Raw genomic sequence first — 23284 nt, forward strand, 5'->3', positions numbered from 1 at the left:
TCCTCCCCTTCGTTTAGTTCCGTAGCGGTTTGCCTTTGCTCAGCATGTGCTGCATGCGTTGCTGCGTCTTGGGTTCGCCGCATAAGCTCAGGAACGCCTCACGCTCCAGATCGAGCATATATTGCTCGGTCACCAGCGTCCCGGCGGGCACGTCGCCTCCAGCGAGCACATGGGCGAGCTTGTTGGCGATCAGCAGATCGTGATCGCTGATATAACCGCCTTCGTGCATGCCGAGTGCGCCAAGCTGCAGAACCGCTTTGCCTTCGGAGCCAACGACGCGGAACTTCGTCTCGGGAATCGGCTCATATCCGCTTCCCGCCAGCTTCAAGACGGCCTGCTTCGCTTCGTAAATCAACTGATCGGGATTTAACACCACCCGATCGGTGGACTTCAACAGCCCCAGCCGTTTGGCGTCATGACCGCTGCTGGATACGGTAGCCGTCCCAACCGTTTGGAAGTAGTGGTTGATGTATGGCTGCAAATCAGCCTCAGCCAACATTGCCTGCTGGCTGGCTCGCAATGCCAATTCCTTGCAGCCACCGCCCGCCGGGATCAGGCCAACGCCCACCTCGACGAGTCCGTAATACGTTTCAGCGGCGGCGATGACCTGATCTGCCGGCATGCACGCCTCCACACCGCCGCCCAGCGTCATGCGGTGCGGCGCCGCAATGACCGGCTTTTCAAACCGTTTCAGCCGGTACATCGTGTTCTGGAACAGACGAATAATGTCGTCGATTTCATCCCATTCCTCGTCCTGTGCCTCCATGAGCAGCAACATCAGGTTGGCGCCAACGCAAAAATTGCGGCCCTGGTTGGCAATGACCAGCCCTTCGAAGTTGTCCCGCACCTCATCCATGCTCTGCAAGATCATCTGCAAAATATCCGCGCCGATCGCATTGTTCGGTGAATGGAACTCCAAGCAAGCTACGCCGTCGCCAAGGTCGATCAGGCTGGCGCCGCTGTTGCTGCGCACCACTCGATTCTGCGCCTTCAAGTCGCGAAGCGAGATCTGTTCCGGCGGCAGCGCTACTGGCGCGTATCCTCCAACTGCGGCTTGGAATAGAGAGCCACCGTCTTTTTTGTAGAACGAGGTATTTCCCTCAGCAATCCAGTCCTTGACCCAGGCCGGTACCGTCAGCCCTTCCGCCTCCATCTTCTCAACGGTACGCACCAGGCCGATGGCATCCCACGTTTCAAACGGCCCCAGTTCCCAGTTAAAGCCCCATTTCATCGCTTCATCGATTTCGCGGATGTTATCCGCAATTTCACCCAGCTTGGCGGCGGAATAAATCAGCACCTGCTTCAGTACATCCCATGCCAGCTGGGAGTAGCGGTCTTGCGTGCCAAGCAGCGCCTTCGTTTTGGCGGCCGCCCCTTTCGCCAGCTTGGCGGCTTCCAAGGAAGCGGACGTCACTTTGCGCTGCGGTGCGTACTCCATTGTCTGCAGGTTTAAGGACAGAATTTCGCTGCCCTTCTCCCCTTTGATTTTGCGGTAAAAGCCCTGCCCGCTTTTCTCGCCGAGCCAGCCTCGCGATACCATGTCCTTCAGCGATGACGGAGCGGCAAACACCTGCTTCTCCGCTTCATCCGATACGTTCGCATATACGTTGTCGGCCACATGCAGGAACGTGTCTAGGCCGACCAGATCCAAGGTGCGGAAGGTGGCGCTTTTCGGTCGGCCCATCGCCGGGCCGGTCACCGCATCCACCTCTTCGACGGTGTACCCCTTCTCCGCCATCTCGCGTAGCGTCACGAGCAGGCCATAGGTGCCGATTCGGTTGGCGATGAAATTTGGCGTATCTTTGGCCAGAACGACCGTTTTGCCCAGCTTTTGCTCGCAGAAGCGGCTTAAGCCTTGAACCAGCTCCGGATCGGTCGTTTGCCCCGGGATGATCTCCAGCAGCTTCATATACCGCGGCGGATTAAAGAAATGTGTGCCGAGAAAATGTCTCCCGAATTCCTCGGACCGCCCTTCCGCCATCGCGTTGATCGAGATCCCCGACGTATTGGAACTGACGATCGTCCCCGGCTTCCAGTGGCGCTCTACCTGGGCGAGCAGTTGCTGCTTGATGGCGAGGTTTTCGACGACGACCTCGATCACCCAATCCACGTCAGCAATCAGGTGCAAATGATCCTCCAGATTGCCGGGTGTGATTCGCTCCGCGAAAGCGTTGTCATATAACGGCGCGGGTTTCGTCTTGGACAGCCCGGCGATCGCCGACGTCGCTAAGCGATTGCGCACGAACGGATGGTCGAGCGTCAGCCCAGCGGCCATCTCCGCGTCGCTTAACCGTTGCGGGACGATGTCGAGCAGCAGGCAGGAGATGCCCGCATTCGCCAGTTGGGCAGCGATGCCGGAGCCCATGATACCAGAGCCGATAACGGCTGCTTTTCGGATCGGTTTGTTCATTTGATCTACCTCCTATGACCTTAAAAATTCATTGAGATAATGCGGGGACCGGATCCGCCGCCTGCTCGCCGAACACGGACAACGCCAAAATTTCGGCAATGTCCCGCGCCTTTACCTGGTCTTCCACTTCCTTAAGCTTGGTGCCGTCTTCCAGCATCGTCAGGCAATACGGGCAGGCGCTGCTGATCATGCTTGGATGTACCTCCAACGCTTGCTCGGTGCGGGCCAAGTTGATCCGTTTGCCGGCGGTTTCCTCCATCCACATCAGCCCGCCGCCGGCGCCACAGCACATCCCGTTCTCCCGGGAGCGGGCCATCTCAACCAGCTCCACGCCGGGCACGGCCCGCAGGACCTCGCGCGGCGCATCATAGACACCGTTATACCGCCCAAGATAACAAGAATCGTGATAGGTAACCCGTTCGTTGACCTGGTGGGTCGGCTTCAACCGTCCCTCACGGATCAGCTGCTCCAGTAGCTGTGTATGGTGCTGTACTTCCACCCCCTCCAGACCGAATTCGGGATATTCGTTTTTCAACGTATTAAATGTATGCGGGCAAGCGGTAACGATTTTGCGCACCCCATACCGTTGGAACGTTGCAATGTTTTCATGGCATAGCTGTTGGAACAAGAACTCATTGCCCATCCGGCGCGGCGTATCCCCGGAATTGCGCTCCTCGTTGCCAAGGATCGCGAAGTTAACGCCCGCTTCGTGTAACAGCCGGACAAACGCCCGCGTGACTTTGCGGCTGCGCAGATCATAAGAGCCCATCGAGCCAACGAAATACAAATACTCAAAGGACGGATTATCCTTCACCGTCGGCACAGGAATACCCTCCAGCTCGCCGGTCCAGGCTGCGCGGTCGTTGCGGCTGATCCCCCAGGGATTGCCTTGCCGCTCGATGTTCTGCATCGCCCGTTGGCCTTCCGCAGGAACGCTGCCCTGCATCAGGACAAGATGACGGCGCAGGTCCACAATTTTATCGACGTGCTCGTTCCCCACCGGACATTGATCCTCGCAATTCCGGCAAGTCGTGCAGGCCCAAATTTCTTCTTCGGTCATGACGTCGCCGATTAGTTCAAGATCGGTTGCCGCTTTACCTTGGGCAGCCGGTTGCCAAGCCGCCTTTTGCCAATCCAGCGTCGGGCGGATGTCGGTGATGCCCGATGCGCGGCCCCAGTCCGGTGCCGCATGCGCCGCACCTGCTGCCACCGCGTGGACGCCGTCAGAGCCAAACACATTCGCCGGCACCCACGGCGATTTGCCTGTAACGGCGGCGCCTTTCTCGGTGAGATGATCGCGCAGCTTCGTGATCAGATGCATCGGCGACAGCGTTTTGCCGGTGCTTGCCGCCGGGCAGACGCTGGTGCAGCGACCGCATTCCACGCAGGCGTAGAAGTCGAGCATTTGCTTTTGCGTGAAATCCTCGATGCAGCCCACCCCGAAGCTTTCGGCTTCTTCGTCTTCAAGATCCAGGCTCTGCAGTTTGCCATGCGGTTCCCGGCGGCGCAGCCAGATGTTAATAGGTGCAGTGATGAGATGGAAGTGCTTCGATTGAGGGATGTATACGAGAAAAGAAAGCAGGATCAATAAATGCAGCCACCAAAACACGTAAAAAACAGCTTCCGCGGCGGCCGCAGGCAGCCAGGCGAATCCGGCGGCGATGGCTGACGAGACCGGGGCGTACCATGAAAACTCCAGCCCCATCCATACACGTTCGAAGCCTAACGACAAGAGCACGGAAACCATCAAGGCATAGATGAAAATCACAACGATGCCAGGTTTCCAACCCTTTTTTAATCGCGGCAGCTTCTCGATATAACGGCGGTATGCGGCGTACCCCATCGCGATGAGAATCGCGAGCGCGGTAAACTCTTGGAACCAGCCGAACAGCTCGTATGCAGGCAACGGCAGATGACCGCCTCGCGACAGCCCTTTGACGATCAGATCAATCGCCCCAAACTGCAACACGATAAACCCGTAAAACACAACAACGTGCATCAACCCGCTTTTGCGATCCTTCATCAGCTTCTTCTGCCCGAGCACTTGCGACCAGAATTCGCCTTGGGCTCCCCCGTGCCTAGCACGGAAGTCGAACGGCCGGCCAAGCCGCAGATACAGGTAACGACGGACTACAGCCTGATAGAAAACGAATATGGCATATCCCGTAACGGCGGCAAACAGCAAAGCGTTTAGCGTAAGCCAAAACGTAACCATGAATATGCGTCCCTCCTTCGAACAATTCTTTTTGTGGAAAGAGATCGCTGATCGATAAAGTGTGTCAATGTGTGCGGGAATGCTGGTTCTGGCAGGACTAAGGGGTTCATTGATTTCACAACAGTCATAGCCGAAATGGAGATAAAGCTGAATTACTGGGGTCAAAGTGTTAATGAGTGATGAGTTCCTAGCACGATTGAGGTTGGCCCTCGTACAAGTCAACAGGGTAAACGTTTACAACATGGAGTTAAATGAAAATCTTAAGGAACGTCCCTTGACAATCGGTGAGTTCTTCCCCTAAGATTAAGAAAATGAATGACGGTTCATTCAGTTGTTTTAAATTTTAGCATTGAGGTGGCTCGATGACAAGTAGGAAACAGGAAAAATTTGAAATGATCTTGGATGCAGCGGAAAAAGTCATTGCGGAGAACGGGTTCCACGGCTCCCAGGTCTCAAAAATCGCAAAAGAGGCTGGAGTCGCAGACGGCACAATTTATTTATATTTCAAAAATAAAGAGGATATCCTGATCTCCCTCTTCCAGGATCGGCTGGGCAAGCTTGTTGATCTGTTCCATCAGAACATCCGTGAAACGAGCACAGCCGAAGAAGCGCTGCGTAAAGTGTGCGAAATTCACTTCACCCATCTGGAGCAGAACGTAAATTTTGCGTACGTGACGCAAATCGAGCTGCGGCAAAGCTCCCTCGAACTGCGCAAGGCAATCGGCCTTGCGGTGAAGCCCTACATCACGCTCATCGAGCATATCTTGAAGAGAGGGATTGAGGAAGGCTCGTTTCGCACCAACCTGGACACCAAGCTATCCCGTCAGTTGATCTTTGGAGCCTTGGACGAGGTCGTGACCTCCTGGCTGATCTCTGGTATGAAGTACTCTCTATCCGCTCAAGTGGAGAACACGGTAGACTTTTTCCTGCGTGCGATGAAGAAGTGAGCCCTTATTTCTGAGCAACACCCCACCTATCGGCTCTGCGCTAACGCTTGTGATCGACCTTATCAGAGGCAAAATCGGAATCTGCCACTAGCGTTGCATTAAGACTTCTTTCTGCTTTGATTCAGACAAATACAGAACAACGATATAGTATATATAAACCATATTAGTATATATTTTACAGACACACTTTGCTTAAATTTGAAAAAGTTTAGAGGGGATTAAACCCGCACGTTACCCATTTTTTAAAATTTAAGTATTTAGTTCAATACTTCTACAATGATTCGTGGCTTCATCGATTTGTTCGCCTGCTTGGGGGGCCGACCGTTTCGCTTCGTTCGTCCTTTTGAACTCCGTGTGGGCTTTTTGAATAAGGCTTCATGCAGCCTAGTCCATGACCGATCGGCATAGAGTCGAATCAATCGAAGTAACTGCCAAACGGTTTGCTTGCACTCTAGCTTCAGGCGTAGCAACAGGCACAGAGCATAGGATATCAACGCGATATACATCTGGTTCCAGATGGCTTCTGCGGTGTACCCATGAGGCTTCACTAAACGGAGGTGTTGCTTAATCCATTTAAAGAATAGCTCGATTTGCCAACGATGCCGATATACATCTGCAATTTGGTGCACGGATAAATCCATGCGACTTGTCACAAGGCGATATAAACGACCTTGCTGATCCTGAAACTCAATGAGTCGCAACTTCATTTGCTGCCCTGGCAGAGTTACATCCGCATCCCGAATGAAATCTCCCCGCTTGGGAAGAGCCCGTTCCTTGAGGATCGTCAATCGGGTATTATCCTTAACCCGAGCCACAAACTTCATCCCTTGGTCCACCCAGGCTTGAAAATGCTTGTGCACCTGATAGCCCCGGTCCATCACATAGGTCACTTCTTTATCGACCGTAAAGTTTGGGGCAACTTCGTGGTCTGCGACATCTTTGGTTGAGGCGATGATTTTATCTGGAACCATCGTCTTCGCGTCGACGACTAGAAGTGAAGTGTGCATTTTCACGCCGTGATTGGATGCAGAGCAGTAAGCCCATTTGGAAAGAATCGCTGGCAAGGTGATTTGAGTAGAATCCATGATCGCGAGCTTTCCGATCTTAGTCGTGATTCCTGGCTTATTCTCCGTTAGTTGTTGGATTTGTCTCGTTACTTGCATGAAAAGCAGGTGAAGGTTCTCTAGGGGAAGCTTCTTCATTTTCCGCGAGAGTTGGGATGGGCTTATGCTTTCAAGTCCACCAAGTATCGCTTGAAAGTCTTCATTGGCTTCAAGATGCTCGGACATTTCAGCATAAGACTCTCGTTGCTGTAACTGGGCTTCAATGAACAGCAGTAGGGAAGAACCGACAAAAAGCTTGCGAGCACGATAATCCAAAACGCTATCTCGGGAAGAATTAATATTTAACATTTGTAGACATTGACATATGACACTTAAATTTGTACTGTTATCCATAGAAATCTCCTTTTGTTGAGAGGTTGATGGATAACCTTTGGATCAACTCAACATTAGGGGATTTCTTTATTTTTGTACATGAAAACCAGCCTATAATTTGCAAATTTAGTAAATTGTTGATTTGAAATATCGTTTGAAAAGTTAATGCAACGCGAGTGGGAATCTGCATCATATAACGCTTGTCACAGCGCTTATTTGCTGGTTTTTGAGGAATATCCCCCTCAAATCGTGCCATTAGCGTTACTGATCAGCGTTAGAAGTGAAATTCACTCCTTGTCGCCCAAATAAGTGCGCTGGCAAGCGTTAGCATGAACTTGAGGCAGAACATTCTTGAAAGGAGTTGGCCCGCATGCATGTCGTTGTAATCCTGAAACAAACCTTCGATACGGAGGAAAAAATCGTCATCACCGATGGTAAGATTGGTGAGGACGGCGTTAAGTTCGTCATTAACCCTTACGACGAATATGCGGTTGAGGAAGCGCTGCGCCTGAAGGAAGCCCATGGCGGCACGGTGACGGTCGTGTCGGCAGGGCCGGAAAGAGCGGCCGAAGCGCTGCGCACCGCCCTGGCGATGGGCGCTGATGAAGCGGTACGGATCGCCACAGAGACGATCGATACGGACGAATACGGCATCTCCCGCCTGCTCGCCGCCTACCTGCAAACGCTGAACTATGACCTTATCCTGGGCGGCAACTTCTCCGTGGACAACGGAGCCGGTCAAGTCGCCGTGCGGCTTGCCAAGCTGCTCTCGCTCCCCCACGTCTCGTCGATTACGAAGCTGACCGTAAACGGAGATCGGGCAACCGCCGTACGGGATGCGGAAGGCGACGCTGAAACATTGGAGGTGGCGTTACCCGCTGTTTTCACGGCCCAGCAAGGCTTAAACGAACCACGCTATCCGTCGCTCCCCGGAATTATGAGAGCAAAGAAGAAACCGTTCCGCGAATTGGCCCTCTCCGATCTTGGACTGAACGAAACCGACATCGCCCCCAAAACACGACGGCTTGGCCTCTCCCTGCCGCCGGCCCGCCAAGCTGGCAAGCTGCTCGCCGGTGCACCTAGCGAACAGGCAGCGGAATTGGTTCGACTGCTGCGCTCTGAAGCGAAAGTCATTTAACCCGAAGGAGGCGTTAATCATGAGCAAAACGTACGTGGTGATCGTCGAAACGAAGGATGGTAAGCTTCGCCAAGTCTCTTTGGAAGCGCTTCACGTCGCGAATGCGCTGCAGGGCGAAAGCGACCGGCTTGCGGCGGTGCTGCTGGGTCATCAGCTGGATGATGCCGCAGCCGAGCTGAGCCGTCATGTGGAGGGCCAGGTGCTGGTCTTGGATCATGCCGAACTCCATGCTTATCAGCCGGAGCTGGCCTTTGAAGCGATACTGCAAGCCCTGGCCGTGCTGCCGGACGAACCGAGACTCATCCTGCTTGGACATACAGCCATCGGCCGCGATCTCGCACCTCAGCTGGCTGCCTGGCTTGATTGCGGGCAAATTTCTGACGTTACCGCCCTCACCAAGGACGGCGACAGTGTTGTATTTACGCGTCCAATTTATGCCGGGAAAGCCTTTGAGCAAAAAGAACTGGCAGACGGCAGCGGCATCGTGACCATCCGTCCAAACAACTTCCCCCCCGCAGCCCCAGCCGCTGCCTCAGGGACGCTCGTTCCGTTGGAGTTTACCCCGCCTGCAACGCTGCACACGATCCTCAAGGATGTGGTGCGCAAAGTGTCCGGCAAGGTCGATCTCACCGAAGCGAAGATCGTCGTATCCGGAGGACGCGGCGTGAAAAGTGCCGACGGCTTTAAAGTGCTGGAAGAACTGGCGGACACCCTCGGCGGCGCCGTCGGCGCTTCGCGCGGTGCGTGTGATGCCGGGTACTGCGACTATGCGCTGCAAATCGGCCAAACCGGAAAGGTCGTCACACCGGAAATTTATATCGCCTGCGGGATTAGCGGCGCGATTCAGCATCTGGCCGGCATGAGCCAATCGCGGATCATCATTGCCATTAACAAAGACCCTGAAGCGCCGATCTTCAAGGTAGCCGACTACGGCATCGTTGGCGATCTGTTCGAAATCGTTCCCTTGTTAACCGAGCAATTTAAAGAAGTCCTCGCTGAACAGACCTCCTAATATAAAAAAAATGCCTGCATCACGTGATGCGGGCATTTTCCTCGTAAGGAATCAATAAAACATATTCAGGATCGACCGCAGTACCTTACCCATGCCGTTCGCTCTTTTCCGTTTTTTCACCGATCGCTTGGGAACGGTCATCCCTTCAAAGCAGTTAGGGTTGCCGGGTCTTTTTAACAACTGATGGAATTCCTTAATCTCCCGTTCTCTCACGTAAAAATCTTGATAATTCATGGGATAACCTCCTTGCTTCCGGGGCTGGTAACGACCGCCCCTCTGCTTATTTCCATTATCTGCTTCAAAAGCAGGAAGAAAAAGAGTATACTATTCCAAAGTCATTTCCCCTTTTGCGTTTGCAAGGAGGACGGGGGCATGGAGGTGTGTGATCGTGTTAACCGCAGAGCGTTATTTGGCGCTGCTGAATCATTATGCGGAGGGAAGCGGCGATTCGGCAGAGCCTCGCGAAGTTGAGGTCGCGCTGGAGGATTTAACGAAGCTGTTTCATTGTACGGAGCGGAACGCCAAGCTGGTGATCCGCAAGCTGCAGGAGGAAGGTCTGATCGACTGGTCGCCGGGCCGAGGGCGCGGGCATCGTTCCCGTTTGGTATTTCGGGTGAACCGGGAAAATTTCTTGATCGACCTGGCCCAAAGGCTAGCGGAAAAAGGGGAATACCGCTTGGCCTTCGAATTCCTTCATCAGTACGAAGGCGATATCCATGCGCGGGAACGGTTCATTCAGTGGCTGAATGACCAGTTTGGAGCGGAACGACAGCTCGCCGCAGGTCAAAGCTGCCGGGACATCTTCCGCCTGCCGGTGTATAAAGCTCCGCTTACGTTAGATCCGGCCAAGCTGATTTACGACTTGGATTCCCATCTCGTTCGGCAAATCTTCGATCGGCTGGTGCAATACGATCAGACGAAGGGTCAAGTGACCGGCATGATCGCCCATCATTGGGATCATGATGAGACCGGTACGGCGTGGACGTTCCATTTGCGTAAAGGCGTGCGTTTTCATCATGGAAAAGAGCTCACCGCCGAGGACGTCGTTTTCACCTTTTCTCGGCTGCGGGAAGTCTCAACCAACCGCTGGTTGGTGTCGAGCGTAGACCGGATCGAGGCGCTGGATGCGCGAACCGTTGTGTTCCAGTTGCATCAACCAAATTGGCTGCTCCCCCGCCTGTTCTGCTCCTCATGTGCTTCCATCCTTCCTGCCGATTTACTCAGTAAGGACGAAACGGCATTTTGGCAGTTTCCAAGCGGCACTGGCCCGTTCCGGCTTACCCATTGGAGCTTGAACCGGATGGAGCTTGAGGTACATGCGGGTTATTTTCTCGGTCGACCTTATTTGGACGGCGTTACCCTGGTCTTTCTGCCCGACGATATTCCGAATTCCTCCAAGTTGAGATGGGAGCAACTAATCGTCAACGATTCACGGGTTCCCGCCCAAGCCGGGGACGATTGGAATCGAATCCAGACCTTAAGACGGGGCTGCAGCTTAATTTCCTGGAATCGTAACCGACTTGGACCGCAGCAATCGCTGGCGTTTCGGCAGGCGATTAACCTGGTGATTGACCGCCCTGGGTTGATCCGAACTACGGGGAAATCCGGATATCCGGCACGCAGCTTCCAGCCAACCGAGGAAACCACGCTGGGGGTTCATCGGCACGATCCGGCCGCCGCAAGGCAACTGCTGGAGGAAATAGGTTATATCGGCGAGCCGATCCGGTTGGCAGCCCATTATCTCGATAGAGAGGAAGCCGAATGGATCAAACTCCAATGCGATACGATCGGAATTCCGGTTGAGGTTGTGAATTATGAAAAAGGTGATATGGCAAGAACGGCTGCCCTGGAAGCCGATGCCGTCCTGTTATGCCTCGTCTTCGCCGAGGATGAGGTGTGCGAGTTGGAAAGCTTCTTGCAGGAAGACAGCTACATCCGTTTGCATATGCCGCCGGAATTAAGCCGCTGGGTGTTCGGCATGGTGGATGAAGTTTTTGCGTCCAGAAGTCCGGAGAAACGGCGGGTGTTGCTGCAGCAAATCGAAAATCGCCTGCAGGATGAAGCGCAGGTTACTTTTCTTGTGCACAGCATGTTGAACACGTATGTCCACCCTTCCATCCGCGGTGTTGCGATCAACAACCTCGGCTGGATGGACTTTAAGGACATCTGGCTGACCTCCACAGCGGGGTGAGTCCCCTAAAAAAAGCGTCTGGCTGTTGAGCCAAACGCTTTTTGTATTAATTGAACCTTCATTCGGTTGTCAATCGGCCCAAACTCCTTGTCGCCAGCCGGAGCCTCAATGTTGCCAAACGGCATTTGCGCAATTAGCTTCCAGCTTTCCGGTACGCCCCATTCCTTCCGCATTTCCTCGTCGATTAAAGGGTTATAATGCTGGATCGAAGCGCCTACGCCTTCGTCCGACAGGGCTGTCCAAACGACATATTGTAACATGCCGTTTTGCTGCGCCCAAACCGGGAAGTTCTCGGCGTATAAGGCAAACTGCTTCTGCAACCCTTCGATCACCATCTGTGTGAATGGAACCTCCCTTAATATGCCCCCAATAGACGTAAATCCAACCCATCCCGAAGCAGCTTCCGTTTACTCGCTGATGAGCTTTAAACCCACGGCTGCGCCTAAAATAAAGGCAATAAACAGCAGCCTCCGCCACTCGCGGGATTCGCCATAGAGCAGCATCCCGGCGATCGCGCTTCCCGCTGTACCGATTCCCGTCCACACCGCATACGCCGTCCCCATGGAAATGGTTCGCATCGCCAAGGTCAGAAACAGGAAGCTGAGCAAAAAACCGCCGGCCATCCAGGCATACGCACCTAGGCTCTTACGGGTGTTGATTTTGTTAATCCCGATCACGCCCAGCACCTCGCCAAATCCGGCAAAAACAAGCAGTATCCAATCCATCGGTTAAGCTCCCCCTTCCGTCTGCTTCTCTCCATCGGTCACCAGCTTCAAGCCGATAACGCCGACCAGCAACAGCAAAATGAGCAGCAGCTTAGCCCAGCGGAACGGTTCCCCAAACAACGCCATCTCCGCGATCACCGTACCTGCCGTGCCGATGCCCGTGAATACGGCATAGACCGTGCCAATCGGAAGCCGCCGTCCGGATAAGATCAGTAAGTACATGCTCATCACGATACAAACGGCCGTCGCTCCCCAGCCGAGCGCATCCCCGGCGTGCTTCAAGCCGATCACCCATCCAATCTCAAATAAGCCGGCAACGCCGACCCACCCCCAATCACGTTTCATGCTGCATGACCCACTCCTTTATGCAAAAAATAAAACCCGAAAGATATCAACAAACGATATCTCCCGGGCTTTTGTCCCTCCGTGTCCACGACATGATAAAGTGCCGCGCGTTCCCTCTTGGACCAGTCCGGCCGGTGTATCCGCCGCGGAACCCTAGGGAACAATTCGATAGCTATCTTAACCGATTCCTGCTGCAGGGTCAAGAAGTACCGATAATTTTAAGTATACAAAACTATACTATAGAACAATTTTGTGCGTACTTGTAAGTTGTAATCCGATCGACTAACATGGATATTGACTGAGGTTTATTCCATAACATTCTAAAAGCAAGAGAAGGAGTGATAGAGAATGAGCGCCCAACTATTTACCCCGTATACGATCAAACAGGTTACGTTTAAAAACCGGATCGTCATGTCCCCCATGTGCCAATATTCTTCCCACAACCGAGACGGAAAAGTCGAGGATTGGCACCGGGTTCACTACGCGTCCCGCGCCGTTGGCGGCGTTGGCTTGATCCTTGTCGAAGCGACGGCCGTCTTACCAGAAGGACGGATTTCGTATCGAGATCTTGGCATCTGGAGCGATGAACACATCTCCGGATTGAAGGAGCTCGTTGACCTTGTGCATCGTAACGGCGCCAAAATTGGGATTCAACTCGCCCATGCTGGACGGAAAGCGGAGCTCGAGGAAACGATTCTAGCGCCGTCTGCCATTCCGTTTCCGGAGAAAAAAACGCCTAAGGCCGCGGATGCCGAGGATATCCGGCGGATTGTGGAAGGTTTCCGCGACGGGGCACGCCGCGCGAAGGAGGCCGGTTTTGACGTCATTGAGATCCATGGGGCCCATGGGTATTTGCTGAACGAATTCCTTTCTCCGGTGACCAACCATCGGGAAGACGAATACGGCGGAAACGCCGATAACCGTTACCGGTTGTTGAGCGAAGTGATCGAGGCAGTAAATTCGGTTTGGTCCGGTCCGCTGTTCGTCCGGATCTCGGCGAATGAATACGATCCGCAGGGCAATTCGCTGGAGCAATATATCAACTATGCCCGCCGAATGAAAGCGCAAGGCGTGGATCTGATTGACTGCAGCTCTGGCGGGTTGGTTCCGGCACAAATTCAAACGTTCCCGGGATATCAAGTGAACCTGGCGGAACAAATCCGCCGCCAAGCTGAGGTTGCCACCGGTGCCGTTGGTTTAATCACGGACCCTTCCCATGCGGAAGAAATTCTCGGCAACGGGCGGGCAGATCTGGTGCTGTTAGGCCGCGAGCTGCTTCGCAACCCTTATTGGGCGTACGAGGCTGCCAAAGCCCTGAACACGACGTTAGAGCGCCCGGTTCAATACCAAAGAGCTTAAAACGGACCAGTGTTGGAGGCCCGTTTTCGCGATTGGCGAAGGCGGGTCTTTTTGCTTGGCATTGGCCTGGCTGGTTATGATCAAAACCTGACTTGGTTTTCCCGAAGCAGAGTTTTATAATTTGAAGAGTGAATTTGTCCACGGACCAAGGAGTTGTTCTTGATAGATGCTAAATCGTCCTCATCCCCAAATTTTGATCATGACGGCGGTAGAAGCCGAACAGCAGGCCGTCCTGCGCGGACTCGCCGGCTATGAAGGCACTGATGTGCAGCTGGCGGGAGTTGGCCCGGCGTCGGCGGCAGCGGCGACAGCGGCCGCGCTGGCTCGCGCCGGCCAAACCGCCGGCGGCCCGTACAGCCTCGTCCTCAGCGCCGGGATCGGCGGCGGATTCACCGAGGTCGCCGGCGTTGGCTCGCTGGTCGTCGCGAGCGAAATTATCGCCGCCGACCTCGGTGCGGAGACGCCGGACGGCTTCGCCAGCGTGGACGAGCTGGGCTTCGGCTCGCCCCGAATCGCCGTGGCGGACGAGCTGGCGGCTCGCTGGGCTGCGGCGCTGCGGGAGGCCGGGCTGCCGGTCCACCACGGCCCGATCCTGACGTTATCCACCGTCACAGGGACGGCGGAAACGGCACGCCGGCTTGCCCAGCGTTACCCCGGCGCTGGCGCCGAAGCGATGGAAGGCTTTGGCGTGGCCGAAGCCGCCCGCCAGTTCGGCGTTCCCGTGCTGGAACTGCGCGCCATCTCTAACGCCGTAGGTCCAAGGCAACGGGAACTGTGGAAAATCGGCGATGCTCTGCAAGCTTTAGAGCAAGCTTGTGCTAAACTACCGGAGGTGCTGCAATCATGAAAATCGCTTTTTCGCCTTGTCCTAACGATACCTTTGTGTTCCACGCCTGGGTCCACGGGTTAATCCCGGGAGCTCCTGAGCTCGATGTCACCTATGCGGATATTGATATTACGAACGGTTGGGCGGCTTCCGGCACCGGACCTGAGGTGCTGAAAATTTCCTACGCGGCTCTCCCTTGGGTGCTGGACGAGTACGCACTGCTCCCGTGCGGCGGAGCGCTGGGCCGCGGCTGCGGGCCGCTCGTATTAACGGCGAAGGCATGCTCGCCTTCCGACCTGTCGGGCCGCCGCGTTGCGGTTCCAAGCGAACGATCCACCGCGTACCTGCTGTTTCGGCTCTGGGCAGCAAAGCATGTTCCCGGCGGCGTCGGCGAGATCGTCGTCATGCCGTTCGACGAGATTATGCCCGCCGTTCAACGCGGCGAATTGGATGCGGGTCTGGTGATCCATGAAGCACGTTTTACTTATCAAAATTACGGACTGCACCTGCTTCAAGACCTGGGCAACTGGTGGGAATCCGATACGGGCTTGCCGATTCCCCTCGGTGCAATCATCGCCCGCCGGTCGCTGGATCTGGCCGCAATTGCCCGCTGGACACGGGAATCCGTGGAATACGCCTGGGCGCATCCGGAATCTTCGGCGAAGTATGTGATGAGCCATGCGCAGGAAATGTCGCCCGAGGTGCAGAAAGCGCATATCGGACTGTACGTGAACCAATATACAGCGGATTTAGGTGAGGACGGCTACGCGGCCATCCGCGGTTTGCTGGACCGGGCGGCCGCCGAAGGCTTGGTGCCGAAGATCGATCCGGCCAAGCTGAATGCCAGCTGGTGAGTGTAAAGAATCCATCAAAAAACAAAGAAGGAGCCGAATCTCGACTCCTTCTTTCTTTTGTTGGGTGCAACTTTACGCCCCTCCCCCAAACCGTTTGCGATACCCGCACTTCCTGCATAGCTCCTCGACGGCTTCGCGCCGGGAGAAGCCTTCGTACAAGCGGTTCGCCCGCTCTCCTTCCACAATCTCCGAAAATGGCGTTTGATACACATTCCCAAGATTGATGATCCCTTCCCCATCCAGACAGCAAGGAATAACCGTGCCGTCCACGAGAATTCCGGCCTGGTTGCGCAGCGCATGGCAGAAGCCTTTGCCATCGTCCTCCGGAGCCCGCAAATCCGGCCAATCGAATTCGTAATCTTGGTTCAAGTAAATCCGCTCGGCTAATTTAACCCCGCTTCCGGGTGTGACCTTCTCCTCGATCCGATAATCTAGGTTGAATTCTTGCTCAATGATGGCAAGCGTCTCCCGGTTACGCATCCGTTGCAGGTTCGTCTCGTTATCCTGGGTCAAATTCCACAGGCGGAACGAAACGATCAAATCGGACGCAGCTACTGCCTCACGGACGAAGGACAACACGTTCCGCAAATACCCTTCCCGGTCGGTCGAACCTTCATGTCCGTCGAAGCTGTGCAACGAAAAATTCATCTGCCGCAGCGCCGGCTTGCCGAGCAGCTTATGACGCACCTTGGGGAGCAGCGTGCCGTTCGTGGTGATGTTGACCTTAAACCCTTTTTCGTGGCTAATGTCAAGCAACTGGTCGATCTTGGGGTGCAGCAGTGGCTCGCCTTTGACATGAAAATAAATATAGTCCGTATGCGGCTTGATGTCGTCCAGAATCTTGCGGAAGTCCTCAACTTTGATAAACTGCGCCTGGCGATGGGTCGGCGGACAGAAGCTGCAGGCCAGGTTGCAGATGCTGGTCGTTTCGATATAAAACTTTTTGAATTTTTTCATGGTGACCTACTTCATTTAAATTTTAGTTACTGTCTTATTCTATCAATGAATCGCGGTTAATAAAAGATCATGTGGTCTTTGTCCGCTTTATAGTAATCCAGTCGGTCTTGTAACGTTCCGGTATGGAATTCGAACATATGCCCGTCCGGGTCCAGAAAATAAATCGACTTTTTGTCGCGCTGATCTCTTTCACGCCCTGGCAGCACTTCAACGTTTAATTCCCGGAGCCGGTTCTGAAAGGCCTCGAAATCCCCCTCATCGATCGAAAAAGCGATATGCGTATATGTACGATGCTGCTTGTCCCGCGGAATGTCTTCCTGATTTAAGGCGATCCACAGCCCGTTCAGGTCGAAATAGGCAAGCTTATGTCCTTTCACCAGGGGAGTCGCTCCAAAGACCTGCTCATAGAACGCCATGGATCGATCCAAATCCGATACGGAGAAACAGAAATGATTAATGCCATTAATTTTCATACCAATCCTCCTACTCTATCAAACAGACCGTGACAAGGCCCTGCCCCCTGCCACGACGAATTTTCATGCTGCTTCGCATTTTCCTAGTTCAGGACGTGGCTTTGGCGGTGATTCGCACGTTTTCCACTATAATCGGCGTGCCTGCCCCTATCATATCCTGCCCCAGCAACAACGTCAAAGACTCCGGCTCCAGTACAAACAATCTGCCTTCCTGCAGCATGCCATTGATAAATAAGTTGGTATAGGACCCTCCACCGATCCCGGCAAAAACCGCAGGCGTTTCCCCCTCGTCATCCGTAAATTGATTGGCAGGGATGTGAACGGTCCCGGTCAAATCGGCAAGCGGCGCAAAAAAGTAACGGAAAACTGTAGAGGTAACCCGAATATCGCCTGCAGGCAGTCCTGGTGGTCCGGGCTTTCCCCGCTCGCCTTGTGGACCTGTTAGCCCCATTGGCCCGGCTGCTCCTGGCTCGCCCTGCGGCCCTGGCGGTCCCATCGGACCGGCACTTCCCGGAGCGCCCTGCGGTCCTGCGGGTCCCAACGCTCCAGTTGCTCCCCGCATTTCGGCCAGATCCTCCGCAACTCCACCAGGAAACGGCATAAGATTCTTCGCGCGTACCAAGCGCTCATACTGCCGAAGTAACCGGCGGTAGCGGTGCAGGAGCCGTGACGCTCGCAGATAACGAAGCCGCAGTGCATGCACGACCCGCTTCCGGCGCCGCTGACGCGAGCATGCCTGGCAGTGCTTTACCTTATGGGCTTGATACCGCCGTTTGTTCATGCGCGTTGCCTTTTTGCGCGCACCTCTTGCCGCTCCCATTCACCGCTTCCCCCTGGCCAGATGGCTCTTCAACTCTTACTTACCTATCCTATGAATAACCCGTCTTTGGCGCTTGGGCAATTGGCTTCCCCCGTCGTCCAAAAAATCCATATTCAACGGAGGTTGTCAGCCCTGTCACTTAACAAAGTTGCATCATTATATATGATGTATCGGACACTCTCGATACCCTCAAAGATTAGGAGGTGATGATAGATGCCTGTAATTAAACCCGTATTTACGGCAGTAGCATCGGCTCCAGTCGCCTCTGGAGGTGAAGTTACAACCGTAGTAACGCCGACAGTCACCCGTTACTTCGCCACGTTAACAGCCGACATGATCGGCGCTACCGAAACGACCATTCCTGCCGCCAGCTTCGTCGACGATGCCGACGCACCGATCACGGAACTGCCTGAGCTCACCGGTACCGATTATTTCAACGTTTACATTAACGGCGTACTTCAACAATCCTCGTTGTCAACGCTGACCACGGCCAGCCTCGTGCTCGACACCGTGGATTTGATCGCAGGTGTTCCCGTTCAGATTGAAGTGGGCAGCTTCAGCAACGTCGTTTCCACAATTACAACCCCGCCAACGATTTCGGCGCCCACCATTACGATTATCACGTAATCTGTATTGACGAGTTGTCCCCTCATAGCATAAAATGTTGCCAATGACAACGCAATAAGGCGATGGAGTTCGCCTAAACCGCTCGTTTGAGCTGATGACTCCTACCAGACTCTCTGGTAGGAGTCTGTCTATTTTTTCAGGAGGTAGAGCACATTGAACATCCTTGCATTAATTGTGGGTGGCTTACTCGGAACCCTGCTCCGGTACGGACTGTCCCTCTGGATTCCAAACATCGGAGCTTTTCCACTTTCGATCCTGCTCATCAACTGGGCCGGTTGCTTATTTCTCGGCTGGTTGTTTACCGTCGCTGCCCTGCGAAAGATCCATCCCAGTATACGCATCGGGGCAGGTACGGGATTTGCCGGTGCATTTACGACGTTCTCCACCTTCACGGTCCAGACCGTTGATGCGATACATACCGGACATCTGGCTGCGGCAGTCGCCTATCTGTTGACCAGCTTGATCGGCGGTCTTCTGATGGCTTGGGCTGGAGTCCGCTTAGGTCAAAAACAACAGGCTCCTAAGGCAGGGGACTCCGCATGATCGGCATCGTGGGACTTGGCGGGATTCTCGGCACGCTCCTTCGTTACTATTTAGGACAATGGATCTCATCCCAAACCGCCACTCGCGGCTCGCAATTTCCTTGGGGAACGTGGGTAATCAATCTCAGCGGCAGCCTCCTGCTTGGCGTCCTAGCCGGACTCCACACACGGCAGGCTATCCCTGACTGGGGCTGGTTGATGCTGGGGACTGGATTTTGCGGTGCCTACACGACGTTCTCCACCTTTGGATATGAAACGATCACCTTAATTAACAAGGGGCAAAAACAAAAGGCGGCCGTATATGTGCTGACCTCGGCTTTGCTCGGCGCGGCTTGCGCATGGTTGGGAAGCTGGCTTGTCTCAACTTAACGATCCTACATTACAAAGGCATCGGCCCGTATAACGATCAAGCGTCCCGGCGCCAGCATATAATGCAGCAAATCCGCGAATATGCGAGAAAAGGTGATATCTATTGGCCAGTTTTCGTAGAGCTTATTTGCTGAAACAGCGCATTGCCGGGAAGATGCTGAAGATGAAGGGAGTCCATGGCGTTGGCGTCGGCTTGCGGGACCCGAAACGCCCCAAACGCGGCGCAGCGATCATCGTATATGCCGATCCCCTGACCACAGCCGCTGCCGCCAAACAAAACAAGTCAACCCGCACCACAGCATTACCTCGTTATCTAAAGCCTCGGGCTGGCGTGCCGTTTCGTATCGTCCGTTCCCCTAGGTTCTGCAAACGGGCCGGTAATGGGAACGGCGGCAGGTTCACGCGCCGAATTCGCCCGGTTATGGCCGGCTACAGCGTTGGCACATCGGACTCCTCCGGCACGGTTGGTTTGATCGTCAGCGGAGATGCTTCCGGATGCCAACGCTTGATCCTTAGCAACAACCACGTCCTCGTCGATAATAATACCCGGCGATTCTCTGCCACGCTGCAACCGGGAGGTGCTGATGGAGGGACTATCGCTAAGGACCGCATCGGTCAGCTGGACCGTTTCGTCAAGCTGAGCCGGAAACGGGCAAATTATATCGACGCAGCTACCGCCAAACCTTTGAGACGTTCTTTGCTGAAGCCAGCCTATGCTGTCTTTGGGATCGTCCCGGGCCATGTGCGATCCTATAAAATCGGTGATCGACTTAAGAAGGTGGGTCGCACGACAGGGGTTGTAACCGGTACGGTGGAATCAATCCATACCGATGTGCAGGTCGATTACGGGGATTACGGCAATTTAGGGATGATTACCTTCAAGAACCAAAGCGTGATCCGTGGCAAACGCCCCGTTTCCTTGGAAGGCGATTCCGGCTCGGTGTGGCTGACGAGGAAAGGCAATCTTGCGACTGCGGTGAATTTTGCCGGATCCGAAAACGGATTGCTGTCCATCTCCTATCCCATTGAATGGTTTATGCAGGTGTTTGGCGCGCGGGTAGCAAAGCCCGGTTCAGGGCGGCTGCTTCGATCCGGGCGGGGCAACAGTAAGAAATTTATGTGCATCCGGCCGTTGCCGGCGAAGCTGGTCCAATCCCTCCGTCCGATTACGGCGTCTCCCCGCCCGCTCCGTCGGAGGACCACATAAGAAAAACGTCTATCGACGTACATTCAAAGTAGACAGACCGCGTTTAGAGGAAATTTTTCTTGCGATATCAGGATGCCAATCCTGATATCTTTAAAAAAAGCTCCCTAAGGGAACCCTTAGGGAGCTTACCATGTTATTCCATAAAATCTTTCAGCCGCTTGCTGCGGCTTGGATGCCGAAGTTTGCGCAGCGCTTTGGCTTCGATCTGGCGAATCCGTTCGCGCGTAACACCAAACTCCTTGCCAACCTCTTCCAATGTCCGCGTCCGGCCGTCATCCATGCCAAAACGCAGCCGAAGGACATTTTCCTCACGCTCGGTCAGTGTATCCAACACTTCTTCCAGCTGCTCCTTCAATAATTCATAGGCCGCAGCTTCTGCCGGAGCCGGAGCATCGTGATCTTCGATAAAATCGCCGAGGTTCGAATCGTTCTCTTCCCCGATCGGCGTTTCTAACGATACCGGTTCCTGAGCGATTTTCATAATCTCCCGCACCTTATCCGGCGTCAAATCCATCTCCTTCGCAATCTCCTCCGGAGTCGGCTCGCGTCCGATCTCCTGAAGCAGCTGCCGGGAGACACGGATCAGTTTATTAATGGTTTCCACCATATGCACCGGTATTCGGATCGTTCGGGCTTGGTCTGCTATCGCACGGGTAATCGCTTGACGAATCCACCAGGTGGCGTAAGTACTGAACTTGAACCCTTTCGAATAATCGAACTTCTCCACCGCTTTGATCAGGCCCATATTGCCCTCTTGAATCAGGTCCAGGAAAACCATCCCGCGCCCAACATAACGACGGGCAATGCTGACCACCAATCTGAGATTCGCTTCAGCCAATCGGCGCTTCGCTTCCTCATCCCCGTTCTCGATGCGCTGCGCAAGCTCGATTTCCTCCTCTGCGGATAACAGAGGCACGCGCCCGATTTCCTTCAGATACATTCTGACCGGGTCATCGATTTTAATTCCTGGCGGTAACGTCAGATCATCGGTGTAATCCAATTCATTATTCTTCAAGTCCTCTGTCATCTTCCAGACCCCCACCCTAAAAATTAAATGCGAAAACCACTCTATATCTCTAAAACCGTAAATCCATTTGACAAATGATTGATTTTATGCTATTATTGAGGAGATTATTGCGTGAGTTTTTTGTGATTGGCTATCCGTCATTTTACCACAGTTCATTAGTTTATACAACAATTAATTTATTTTTTTATTTTGTTCGCAGAACGAGACGCTGATCCTTAGGGATCAGCGTTTTTTGCATTTTCTTATTTTCTAAATCGATATTAAGACCGATCTTCCCATGCTCGTAACAATGCCCCTTGAAAAATTTCCAACGGCTGTGCCCCCGACACCGCATACTTACCGCGCAGCACAAAGAACGGTACGCCGCGAATCCCAAGTCTTCTTGCTTCGTTCTCATCCTCGCGGACAGCGTCGGCATACGTATTTTGCTCCAGCACTTCCCGGACGGCTGTGCCTTCCAAGCCAACCTCTTCCGCCAAACGAACCAGTGTTTCCCGGTCCCCGATATGCAGCGAATCCGTAAAATAAGCCCGGAACAACCGCTCCGTCATCTCCTTCGCCTTGCCCTGCTCTCCGGCATAATGCGCTAATCGATGAGCATCAAACGTATTTGTAGGAATGATCGTATCAAAGTTATACGTTAACCCTTCCGTTTGAGCCTGCTGCGCAACATTGCGGTTTGATTCCTGCGCCTGCTCCAGGCTGAGGCCGTATTTCACCGCTAACAATTCATGGATGCTCGACTCCGTATCCTTAGGGGCACCCGGATCCAGTTCAAAGCTGCGGTAAACGATTTCGATCTCATCCCGATGACCAAATAATTCCAACGCCCTTTCCAGGCGACGCTTGCCGATGTAGCAAAACGGACAGCCAAAGTCCGACCACACTTCGATTTTCACATCAATCTCCTCCTTTTTTTGCGCAAGGTCCTTACTGGATCAGACCTCATTCGCGAGCCTGCTCAAGCCGCCCCATCCCAATCACAATCATATGGGATTTCCTTGCGTTTATGCAGCACCGCCTCCCGCAAGATGTGACTTGCTTGTCCAAGGCAGCTATAATAAACGAGAAGGATATATTTCCACATGAGGTGATTGCTATGAAAGTTACTTATTTGGGACATTCCTGCATCCTGGTGGACACAGGGAAGCATCGTTTGATCATCGATCCATTTCTCACCGGGAATCCGGCGGCCGCAGCCTCAGCCGATGACATTCAAGTCGATTACGTGCTTCTGACCCATGGTCATTCCGATCACATCGCAGATGCGGAAAGCATCGCCCGGCGAAACAACGCGCCGATTATCGCCATTGTCGAGCTGGCCGATTATTTTGCTGGCAGCGGACTGCAAACGGTCGGCATGAACCTTGGCGGCTCCCGCACGTTCCCGTTCGGTAAATTAAAATGGGTGCCTGCGCTGCACAGCTCGTCCGTCAACCAAAACGGCGTAAATGTATATCTTGGCGTGGCGGCAGGGATCCTGCTCGATATTGACGGAACAACCATATATCATGCCGGAGATACCGCCCTGTTCAGCGATATGAAATTGGTCAGCTCCCGGAGCCCGGTCGATCTCGCATTCCTGCCGATTGGAGACCATTTTACCATGGGACCGGAGGATGCTCTGACCGCAGCTGAATGGATTGGTGCCAAGCACGTTGTCCCTGTGCATTACAATACGTTTGATGCAATCGCCCAGGACGGGGAACGATTTGTCGCAGATCTCGCACGTATCGGCATTACAGGTCATGCCTTGAAGCCGGGCGATTCTCTGGACAACTTCTAATTAAACGGATGAACAGCA

At 53.9% G+C, this 23284-nt stretch carries 23 protein-coding genes, 1 pseudogene and 2 riboswitches; of the genes and pseudogenes, 12 read left to right on the forward strand and 12 right to left on the reverse strand.

Annotated elements, in window-relative coordinates; all coding sequences use genetic code 11:
• Window positions 1-13 precede the first annotated feature (13 nt).
• Window positions 14-2410, reverse strand: a complete 2397-nt coding sequence (locus ACL02P_RS07075; RefSeq protein ID WP_412837022.1) for a 3-hydroxyacyl-CoA dehydrogenase/enoyl-CoA hydratase family protein — start codon at window positions 2408-2410, stop codon at window positions 14-16.
• Window positions 2411-2438: 28 nt separating this feature from the next.
• On the reverse strand, window positions 2439-4625 hold the full coding sequence (locus ACL02P_RS07080) for a (Fe-S)-binding protein (protein ID WP_412837023.1): 2187 nt from the start codon (window positions 4623-4625) through the stop codon (window positions 2439-2441).
• Between the two features lie 362 nt (window positions 4626-4987).
• On the opposite strand from ACL02P_RS07080, the gene ACL02P_RS07085 reads away from it, so the two are divergent.
• Window positions 4988-5572: a TetR/AcrR family transcriptional regulator gene (locus ACL02P_RS07085; RefSeq protein ID WP_009223202.1), complete on the forward strand. Its 585-nt coding sequence runs from the start codon at window positions 4988-4990 to the stop codon at window positions 5570-5572.
• 257 nt (window positions 5573-5829) lie between these two features.
• Here ACL02P_RS07085 and ACL02P_RS07090 read toward each other — a convergent pair whose 3' ends face one another.
• On the reverse strand, window positions 5830-6951 hold the full coding sequence (locus tag ACL02P_RS07090; RefSeq protein ID WP_412836828.1) for an IS4 family transposase: 1122 nt from the start codon (window positions 6949-6951) through the stop codon (window positions 5830-5832).
• Window positions 6952-7378: 427 nt separating this feature from the next.
• On the opposite strand from ACL02P_RS07090, the gene ACL02P_RS07095 reads away from it, so the two are divergent.
• Both ACL02P_RS07095 and ACL02P_RS07100 read left to right on the forward strand, forming a co-directional pair.
• The gene (locus tag ACL02P_RS07095; RefSeq protein ID WP_009223201.1) at window positions 7379-8146 is read left to right on the forward strand and encodes an electron transfer flavoprotein subunit beta/FixA family protein; all 768 of its coding nucleotides are present in this window, start codon (window positions 7379-7381) and stop codon (window positions 8144-8146) included.
• A 19-nt stretch (window positions 8147-8165) separates the two neighbouring features.
• Complete coding sequence (locus ACL02P_RS07100; RefSeq protein ID WP_323076510.1) at window positions 8166-9158, forward strand: electron transfer flavoprotein subunit alpha/FixB family protein; 993 nt, start codon at window positions 8166-8168, stop codon at window positions 9156-9158.
• A gap of 51 nt (window positions 9159-9209) precedes the next feature.
• Here ACL02P_RS07100 and ACL02P_RS07105 read toward each other — a convergent pair whose 3' ends face one another.
• Window positions 9210-9392: a hypothetical protein gene (locus ACL02P_RS07105; protein ID WP_260069946.1), complete on the reverse strand. Its 183-nt coding sequence runs from the start codon at window positions 9390-9392 to the stop codon at window positions 9210-9212.
• 154 nt (window positions 9393-9546) lie between these two features.
• On the opposite strand from ACL02P_RS07105, the gene ACL02P_RS07110 reads away from it, so the two are divergent.
• Complete coding sequence (locus tag ACL02P_RS07110) at window positions 9547-11349, forward strand: ABC transporter substrate-binding protein (protein ID WP_412837024.1); 1803 nt, start codon at window positions 9547-9549, stop codon at window positions 11347-11349.
• Window positions 11350-11354: 5 nt separating this feature from the next.
• Here the strand turns inward: ACL02P_RS07110 and ACL02P_RS07115 are convergent, their stop codons facing one another.
• From ACL02P_RS07115 to ACL02P_RS07125, 3 genes are read right to left on the reverse strand one after another with little or no spacing between them, the layout of a single operon-like run.
• A complete protein-coding gene (locus ACL02P_RS07115; protein ID WP_412837327.1) occupies window positions 11355-11720 on the reverse strand; it encodes a nitroreductase family protein in 366 nt (121 codons plus the stop codon).
• Between the two features lie 36 nt (window positions 11721-11756).
• Complete coding sequence (locus tag ACL02P_RS07120) at window positions 11757-12074, reverse strand: DMT family transporter (RefSeq protein WP_009223196.1); 318 nt, start codon at window positions 12072-12074, stop codon at window positions 11757-11759.
• Between the two features lie 3 nt (window positions 12075-12077).
• Window positions 12078-12419, reverse strand: coding sequence for a DMT family transporter (locus tag ACL02P_RS07125; RefSeq protein WP_009223195.1), 342 nt, complete (start codon window positions 12417-12419; stop codon window positions 12078-12080).
• Between the two features lie 58 nt (window positions 12420-12477).
• Window positions 12478-12587: riboswitch (guanidine-I (ykkC/yxkD leader) on the reverse strand.
• Window positions 12588-12767: 180 nt separating this feature from the next.
• Here ACL02P_RS07125 and namA point away from each other — a divergent pair.
• The 3 genes from namA (at window position 12768) to ACL02P_RS07140 (ending at window position 15458) form a co-directional block, all read left to right on the forward strand.
• On the forward strand, window positions 12768-13778 hold the full coding sequence (namA, locus tag ACL02P_RS07130) for an NADPH dehydrogenase NamA (protein WP_009223194.1): 1011 nt from the start codon (window positions 12768-12770) through the stop codon (window positions 13776-13778).
• 166 nt (window positions 13779-13944) lie between these two features.
• On the forward strand, window positions 13945-14625 hold the full coding sequence (locus tag ACL02P_RS07135) for a futalosine hydrolase (protein ID WP_260069942.1): 681 nt from the start codon (window positions 13945-13947) through the stop codon (window positions 14623-14625).
• On the forward strand, window positions 14622-15458 hold the full coding sequence (locus tag ACL02P_RS07140) for a 1,4-dihydroxy-6-naphthoate synthase (protein WP_009223192.1): 837 nt from the start codon (window positions 14622-14624) through the stop codon (window positions 15456-15458). The genes ACL02P_RS07135 and ACL02P_RS07140 overlap by 4 nt, the downstream gene beginning before the upstream one ends.
• 72 nt (window positions 15459-15530) lie before the next feature.
• Here ACL02P_RS07140 and ACL02P_RS07145 read toward each other — a convergent pair whose 3' ends face one another.
• From ACL02P_RS07145 to ACL02P_RS07155, 3 genes are all read right to left on the reverse strand, one after another.
• The gene (locus ACL02P_RS07145) at window positions 15531-16415 is read right to left on the reverse strand and encodes a radical SAM/SPASM domain-containing protein (protein WP_009223191.1); all 885 of its coding nucleotides are present in this window, start codon (window positions 16413-16415) and stop codon (window positions 15531-15533) included.
• Window positions 16416-16471: 56 nt separating this feature from the next.
• Window positions 16472-16888, reverse strand: a complete 417-nt coding sequence (gene fosB / locus ACL02P_RS07150) for a metallothiol transferase FosB (protein ID WP_009223190.1) — start codon at window positions 16886-16888, stop codon at window positions 16472-16474.
• Between the two features lie 88 nt (window positions 16889-16976).
• A complete protein-coding gene (locus ACL02P_RS07155) occupies window positions 16977-17708 on the reverse strand; it encodes a DUF4183 domain-containing protein (RefSeq protein WP_323076508.1) in 732 nt (243 codons plus the stop codon).
• Window positions 17709-17921: 213 nt separating this feature from the next.
• Between ACL02P_RS07155 and ACL02P_RS07160 the strand changes: the two genes are divergently transcribed.
• From ACL02P_RS07160 to ACL02P_RS07175, 4 genes are all read left to right on the forward strand, one after another.
• Window positions 17922-18335, forward strand: coding sequence for a DUF4183 domain-containing protein (locus tag ACL02P_RS07160; RefSeq protein ID WP_260069941.1), 414 nt, complete (start codon window positions 17922-17924; stop codon window positions 18333-18335).
• Window positions 18336-18384: 49 nt separating this feature from the next.
• Window positions 18385-18446: riboswitch (Fluoride riboswitch) on the forward strand.
• A 42-nt stretch (window positions 18447-18488) separates the two neighbouring features.
• Entirely contained in the window at window positions 18489-18878 is a 390-nt protein-coding gene (crcB, locus tag ACL02P_RS07165; protein ID WP_412837025.1) for a fluoride efflux transporter CrcB, read from the forward strand.
• Window positions 18875-19246, forward strand: coding sequence for a fluoride efflux transporter CrcB (crcB, locus tag ACL02P_RS07170; protein ID WP_412837026.1), 372 nt, complete (start codon window positions 18875-18877; stop codon window positions 19244-19246). The genes crcB (ACL02P_RS07165) and crcB (ACL02P_RS07170) overlap by 4 nt, the downstream gene beginning before the upstream one ends.
• Before the next feature lie 103 nt (window positions 19247-19349).
• Window positions 19350-20453 (forward strand): hypothetical protein, encoded by a 1104-nt coding sequence (locus ACL02P_RS07175; protein WP_009223185.1) that lies wholly within the window; start codon window positions 19350-19352, stop codon window positions 20451-20453.
• A 133-nt stretch (window positions 20454-20586) separates the two neighbouring features.
• Here the strand turns inward: ACL02P_RS07175 and rpoD are convergent.
• Together rpoD and ACL02P_RS07185 are read right to left on the reverse strand one after the other, a co-directional pair.
• Window positions 20587-21474 (reverse strand): annotated as a pseudogene (gene rpoD, locus ACL02P_RS07180) (RNA polymerase sigma factor RpoD); the annotation flags it as partial.
• 266 nt (window positions 21475-21740) lie between these two features.
• Window positions 21741-22379 carry a DsbA family oxidoreductase gene (locus ACL02P_RS07185; protein ID WP_009223183.1) on the reverse strand — a complete coding sequence of 213 codons (639 nt, stop codon included), beginning with the start codon at window positions 22377-22379 and terminating at the stop codon, window positions 21741-21743.
• A gap of 200 nt (window positions 22380-22579) precedes the next feature.
• Here ACL02P_RS07185 and ACL02P_RS07190 point away from each other — a divergent pair, with 200 nt between their 5' ends.
• Window positions 22580-23266 (forward strand): metal-dependent hydrolase, encoded by a 687-nt coding sequence (locus tag ACL02P_RS07190; RefSeq protein ID WP_260069939.1) that lies wholly within the window; start codon window positions 22580-22582, stop codon window positions 23264-23266.
• Window positions 23267-23284: the final 18 nt, after the last annotated feature.

The sequence above is a fragment of the Paenibacillus sp. MB22_1 genome, from assembly GCF_047200555.1.
Lineage (GTDB): Bacteria > Bacillota > Bacilli > Paenibacillales > Paenibacillaceae > Fontibacillus > Fontibacillus phoenicis.